At 42.9% G+C, this 6,149-nt stretch carries 6 protein-coding genes; 4 read left to right on the forward strand and 2 right to left on the reverse strand.

Features of this window, described 5'->3' with window-relative positions:
* Positions 1-41 precede the first annotated feature (41 nt).
* Positions 42-818 (reverse strand): hypothetical protein, encoded by a 777-nt coding sequence (locus tag BMY80_RS08430; RefSeq protein WP_093142758.1) that lies wholly within the window; start codon positions 816-818, stop codon positions 42-44.
* Positions 819-1,203: 385 nt separating this feature from the next.
* Here BMY80_RS08430 and BMY80_RS08435 point away from each other — a divergent pair, with 385 nt between their 5' ends.
* Together BMY80_RS08435 and BMY80_RS08440 are read left to right on the forward strand one after the other, a co-directional pair.
* A complete protein-coding gene (locus tag BMY80_RS08435) occupies positions 1,204-2,832 on the forward strand; it encodes a sensor domain-containing phosphodiesterase (protein WP_177178543.1) in 1,629 nt (542 codons plus the stop codon).
* Between the two features lie 275 nt (positions 2,833-3,107).
* Positions 3,108-3,323: a sporulation protein gene (locus BMY80_RS08440; RefSeq protein WP_245730117.1), complete on the forward strand. Its 216-nt coding sequence runs from the start codon at positions 3,108-3,110 to the stop codon at positions 3,321-3,323.
* Positions 3,324-3,376: 53 nt separating this feature from the next.
* Here the strand turns inward: BMY80_RS08440 and BMY80_RS08445 are convergent, their stop codons facing one another.
* Positions 3,377-3,949 carry a hypothetical protein gene (locus tag BMY80_RS08445; protein WP_093142763.1) on the reverse strand — a complete coding sequence of 191 codons (573 nt, stop codon included), beginning with the start codon at positions 3,947-3,949 and terminating at the stop codon, positions 3,377-3,379.
* A 421-nt stretch (positions 3,950-4,370) separates the two neighbouring features.
* Between BMY80_RS08445 and BMY80_RS08455 the strand changes: the two genes are divergently transcribed.
* Together BMY80_RS08455 and BMY80_RS12690 are read left to right on the forward strand one after the other, a co-directional pair.
* On the forward strand, positions 4,371-5,567 hold the full coding sequence (locus tag BMY80_RS08455) for an AAA family ATPase (RefSeq protein WP_093142766.1): 1,197 nt from the start codon (positions 4,371-4,373) through the stop codon (positions 5,565-5,567).
* Complete coding sequence (locus BMY80_RS12690) at positions 5,567-5,689, forward strand: hypothetical protein (RefSeq protein WP_281242279.1); 123 nt, start codon at positions 5,567-5,569, stop codon at positions 5,687-5,689. Before BMY80_RS08455 ends, BMY80_RS12690 begins: the two co-directional genes overlap by 1 nt.
* The last annotated feature ends 460 nt before the right edge of the window (positions 5,690-6,149 follow it).

Consider the following 6,149-nt stretch of genomic DNA (forward strand, 5'->3'; position numbering starts at 1 on the left):
TTAACGGATGAACATGAATCCGAAGTAATTGAGATACGCGGTCATGAGGATTTTCTGCCTATTCTTCCTCCTATCTGCGGAAGATTTACGGTAAATTCCCTTACCACAGTCCATGACAGCACCGAGATAAGTCCCGGCCACAGCTGCCACGGTACCGAATCCTCTCCCACACGGACCAGAGCGACTGTGCAGAGAACCGGAATTACCGCGGGGAGCATGACGTAAATTCTGTTTTTTACCGGCGTCACCTGAATGTCTCCGAGAAGGTTTATTCTTCGCTGAATACAGCCGTCTAGTATTCCGTGAATGATTAGTACCGGTATGACCGTAAAGACATACAGCCAGTGTCTGAGCCTCTTTTCAAGGAGCAGCTGAAACAGAATGATTCTGTCTGAGGCTTTAAGCTGAGGAACTGATATATACCGGAGATTTGCGTCCTGCAGATCCGTGCATGGTTCTGCCTTCTCCTTATTCATGCTCATATCAGCGGAGAGTGAATCAGGACTTATCGCAATGATGCAGATTCCCCCTGTCCCGACTCGCTCCCCCTGATTTTTACGATGCCCTGCGGCAAGCCTGTCGAGCGCGGTGCCGTTGGCTTCACTGCGGAACGTTGTCAGAGTCCTGCGGGCTGTCCGTGTATCAAATTCATCTTCAGAAGACTGCATGCCGCCGTTTTCATAGTTGAGAGCAAGGTCCGCAAGGCGGTACCCGTCAGCATTCAGAATAAAGATGAATATAATAAGCACGGCAATGCCCGCAATGAGCATATACTCCGTGTATGAACCGTTTTCGGCCGATGCCGCGCCTGCTGTCATAATTTCTAAGATCCCGTCGTATCAAACCTCACGGCAACGGATTATGCGCGAAGATAAAATTCATATCAGGACTTAAAGCCTTATACGAAAGTCTGAAGACCTCCGGGGCGAATTTAAATTCAGGGACGGAATTTAAATAAAATCCGACGCGGCGGAATATCCGTATTTAATCTCATAATCGGAAAATATACAGACTGTTAACATATTTCTTATATCAAATATTGATCTTGTTCAGCAACTCCCCCGGTAAGATATGTTATTAATTATTTATCAGGGAACATCTGTACCGGTTCACCGACGGCATTTCAGCCATAGGCTTTCGCGTCGGCGCAAGTTAATCCGGTTCCGCCTTAAACACAGAGATAACAGCTACGGGGTACTCTCCATGAGAATGACCAGAGAAGAAATACTGAGCAGTCTTGATACCGCTCTTGCGGAAAAACAGTTTGTAATCTACATTCAGCCTCAGTTCAACCACGCTACGAAGCAGCTTGTGGGAGGCGAGGCTCTGGTGCGCTGGATTCATCCGGAACACGGCATGCAGTCTCCGGTGGATTTCATTCCGGTGTTTGAGGATTCCGGACTTATTCCGAAGCTTGATCTGTATGTATTTGAAAGAGTCTGCGAATATCAGCGCAAATGTCTTGATGAGGATTCATATACCTTCCCTCTTTCGTTCAATGTCTCCCGGAAGGATCTGCTGCTTCCTGATTACATTGATTCAATGGAGGAAATCAGAAAGGCATACGATGTACCTGTCGAATATCTCCGTGCGGAAATCACTGAATCTTCAGCGGTCATGGGAGGTTCCGAGCATGCCGTGGAAATCATCAACAGATTTCATGAACTTGGGTACATGGTGGAAATGGACGATTTCGGATGCGGATATTCATCACTTAATGCCCTCAAGGATCTGGAAGTAGACATTCTCAAGCTTGACATCAAGTTCCTCAGAGGTCACGTCGGAGGACGCGGAGGCATCATCATCAGTTCCGTCATCAACATGGCCAAATGGCTGAACACTCCGGTTATCGCCGAAGGCGTTGAAACATTCGAGCAGGCTGACTACATGCTGAGCATCGGCTGTGAAATCATTCAGGGCTACTGCTATTCAAAACCTCTTCCGGCCGATGAGTACCATAAGCTTGCCGTGGAATCGAATTATATGCCTATACAGAAGACCAGCAAATTCATCGACTCTCTGGACGTGGGCCGATTCTGGAGTCCGGAATCACTTGAGACTCTGATATTCAGCAATTACGTGGGCGGAGCCGCCATCTTCCTGTACTGTCCGAAAGGAAAATCAGAAATTCTCCGCGTCAATCAGAAATACCTCTATGAACTGGGCATGAATCTGTCGGAGCACGATGTTCTGACGCATGAACCGGATGCCTTCTTCTCAAACCATGCAGAAGTTGAGACCTTCGTAAGCACTCTCAAAAGAGCCATTGAAAGCAAAAAGGAAGAGGAGTGCGAAACCTGGAGAACCATCACCTCAAAGTGTTGCGGTGAGTCCAGACTCTGCATCAGAAGCTCCATTCAGCTCATCGGCAGAATGGACGGCAAGTATCTTTTCTACATCATGATCCGCAACATCACCAATGAAAAGATGACGTTCAACAATCTCTTCACGTCGGAAAAGATTTTAAAGGCGACATTCGACCATGCGAACATCTATGCCTGGGAATATACGGTTGCCACAAAGGAAATGAGACCGTGCTTCCGCTGCATGAGGGATCTCGGTCTGCCGCCGCTGCTCAAAAACTATCCGGAACCGGCTATCGAACTGGGTATCATTCCTCCTGAATATGCGGATCTCTACAGAGACTGGCACAGACAGATTGCCGAAGGAGTGGAGAAGCTTGAAATGGTCATTCCCCTTACCGCAGGCAGAATACCGTTCCGGGTCATCTACACCACCGAATTTGACGGTTCACACAAGCCGTTCAAGGCATATGGAAGCGCCGAGCTGGTGACCGACACTCCGGATACGGATGGTAATGATAACAATTAAGTCTCAGAAAACCTACCTGTTAAACAGCATGAATCCGTCGGGGATAAAACCGCCGGATTCATTTTTCAGAAGAACAGAATTTTTATTCCCCAAAAAATATTTTTTTGAAAAACTCATCTCCTGAGCTGAATTTTGACATAACCACCTCTCTCCCGGTTAATCCCGCATGAAAATTCATTCACAAACTCAATAAAATCGCCAGCTGCAGCTGATTTTGGAGCATAGTCCGAAATACCCAGTAAATTCTTTTTTTTAAATACTTTTTAGGTTCTGTTATGAAACGACCTTTGTCAAGCAGAAATTTAGGCAACTGTAAGCGGAAGCTGGTATGGATTGCAGACAAAGAAAAAGCCCTTGCGTACGCGGTTAAGCCTGACGAAATGCTCCTCACCATCCACCGGTGGTTTGCCAGAAAATCCTGTCCTGGAAATTGGCTATTCGGCAGATTGGGCAATTTGGCTCAAGCGGTGAATAATCGACTAGGAGCGTAGAAAGAATAAAGCCAGCAGTGAGGACTGTCGGCTCTACATGACCTTATCTTTTACTATTTAATTTTGTATTCGATTTCAATCAACGTTTGTGTTGATTCATCACTAACATCGAAAATGCCTGCTGAGCATAGACCTTTTTCAAGGCATGTGGATTTTTTAGATATAGGGCAATCAACTTGCTCTCCACCGTATGGATTTGGAACAGTTTCACAATTAAAAATTAAAGTAACATTCTCGCCAAAATAAGATGATGCTTTAATTTCTATTATTGATTTCTCACCTTCAGTGCTTACTGTTACGCTTGATATATATTTTTCGTCATATTTTTCAATTGGAAACTTCCAGCCAAAACCTTTTGTTCCATCATGACACTTCTTCAAATCTTCCGTTTCTTGAAAACATAGTCCCACGTAATTTCTTCCCCACCAGCTTCCTGTTTCCAACACATTTAGCAAAAAGTCTTTTTGTTTTTTATTAAGCTTTTGGGTATTTTTATAGCCTTCCGAATTATGCTTTTTTTCATACATAGCCTTATCGTATTCTTCCGCAAAACCTGCTTGAGATTCAACAGCACAAAACATCGGCAGGATAGCCACAGTGCAACATAAAACATTCTTAAATTTCATAGTTTTATCCTCTTTCAATAAACTTTCTTTGTAAGTCTACACTCTGTTTTCTTTTCGATCATTTTTAGGCATATTCTGAATTCACATTTGTGATCCAAATAAAAAACAGATACCTTCTAACCGTGTAATTGTCTATCAAATGACGAACCTGGAGTGTAGAAAACAAAAGAGCCGGCAGATCGGGATAAGGCATTGAGTTATGAGGTTAAATCTGACGAAATGTTGCTAACCGTCCACCGCTGGTTTGCTCGAAAGAGCTGTCCCGGAAACTGGCTATTTGAAAGAATGACCAGTTTTGCTGACGAGGTTAATGGCAAACTGTGAAAAGAAGAAACAAAAAAATTTTAAAAACTTGAAATAATTCAATTAAAATGCTATTTTTGGAATAAAAGGTTAAAAATAGTGTTTCAAAGAGGTTGTTATGCTGATTGAGTTTCGAATTCAGAACTTTCTGTCATTCAAAGAACTGCAGACCTTTACTATGGTAAAAAGCAAAAGCAGCGAACGTCCGGGGAATGCCTTTCCAATCATGGCGGAAAAAGAGTTCAGTCTGCTTAAGAGCGCCGCAGTGTATGGACCAAATTCCTGCGGTAAATCCAACTTCCTGAAGGCTCTTTCCGCTATGAAAGGTATTGTTACCACTACTCTGCAGCGAGGGATGAAACTTCCTCTGACACCTTTCAGACTCAATCCGGAGACTGTTACTCAGCCTACGGAATTTGAAGTGAGTTTTATCGTCCGTGACGTGAAATACCAGTACGGTTTCAGTGCCTCGGCAGATCAGATTTTTGATGAATGGCTTTTTGCATTTCCTGCAGGTCGTCCTCAGAAATGGTTTGAAAGAGTCTGGGATGCCGAATCAGGGAAACATCTCTGGAAATTCAGTCAGTTTCTGCAGGGAGCCAAAAAGCTGTGGCAGCAGTCAACCCGTGAAAATGCATTATTTCTTTCTACAGCTGTTCAGCTTAACAGTGAACAGCTGAAACCGGTTTTTGACTGGTTCAGTAAAACTCTTCGTTTTGTAGGAACCGAAGGTTTATCTCCGGAGTCTACGGCAAGATTCTGTACGGGAAGCGGAAAAGAAGACGTTCTGAAATTCCTTAAGGCTGCTGATTTTAATATCGAAGATATCCGCATTGAGGAAAAACACCTCCCCACTGAACCGACCTATGAAATCAACACGGTTCACACTGACAGCAATGGTCAGACAGTATTATTTAATTTCAGGGATGAATCCTCCGGTACGCAGAAATTCTTTTCTTTTGCTGAACCGATTCTGGATGTTCTTGCTAACGGTAGTGTTCTGTGTATTGATGAGCTTAATGTAAATCTCCATCCTAAGCTGGTTCAGTTTCTGGTGGAATTGTTTCATGATCCAAAAGCTAACCCTAAAAACGCTCAGCTGATTTTTACCACTCATGAAACAACCATTCTTAATCAGGAAATTTTCCGAAGAGATCAGATCTGGTTCGGCGATAAAAACAGAGAGCAGGCTTCATTCCTGTATCCTCTGTCAGATTTCAGTCCTAAAAAGGGAAAGGAGAATCTGGAACTGGGATATCTTTCCGGCCGCTACGGGGCGCTGCCTCTGGTTCGTTCTTTCTATGGAGTACAGTAATGGGCAGTGAAGATCTTTTCAAAAAGCGAAAAGCCAGAAGACTCAAAGATCAGCAGAGAAGAATCGGTTTTTGCAAATCCTACGACAGAGTACTTATTGTTTGTGAAGGTGAACAGACATAGCCTTTGTATTTTGAAAGCTTTAAACAGGAATATGACTTAAGCTCCGCCAATGTGGTTGTAACGGATGCATCCAAAGGTTCAGATCCTGTCAGTGTTTTCAGATATGCCGAAAAGCTGTTTAATAGAACTTTCCCAATTAATAATACTATATAAGATGTGCAAATATTGAGCACATCTTGTTTCAATATCTCATTATTTACTCCATATACCAATCAACAACATAACTTCCTCAGTTTTCAGGTAGATATAAAGCCTGTTTTCTCCCTAAAAAAATTAAAAAATATCGACAAAATTGTGAAATTTTTCTTGAATATAGTCTAATTATAACTTATAATTAGACTATATATTTACGGAGTTTGATATGCCAATACCTAGAGATATTCTTGATGTAGAAAGACCTAAAAATACTGTTGTTATTGTTTACGGAGTAAATAAAGATAAGTACGCTGTCAGACAAAGA

The sequence above is a fragment of the Ruminobacter amylophilus genome (assembly GCF_900115655.1).
Lineage (GTDB): Bacteria > Pseudomonadota > Gammaproteobacteria > Enterobacterales > Succinivibrionaceae > Ruminobacter > Ruminobacter amylophilus.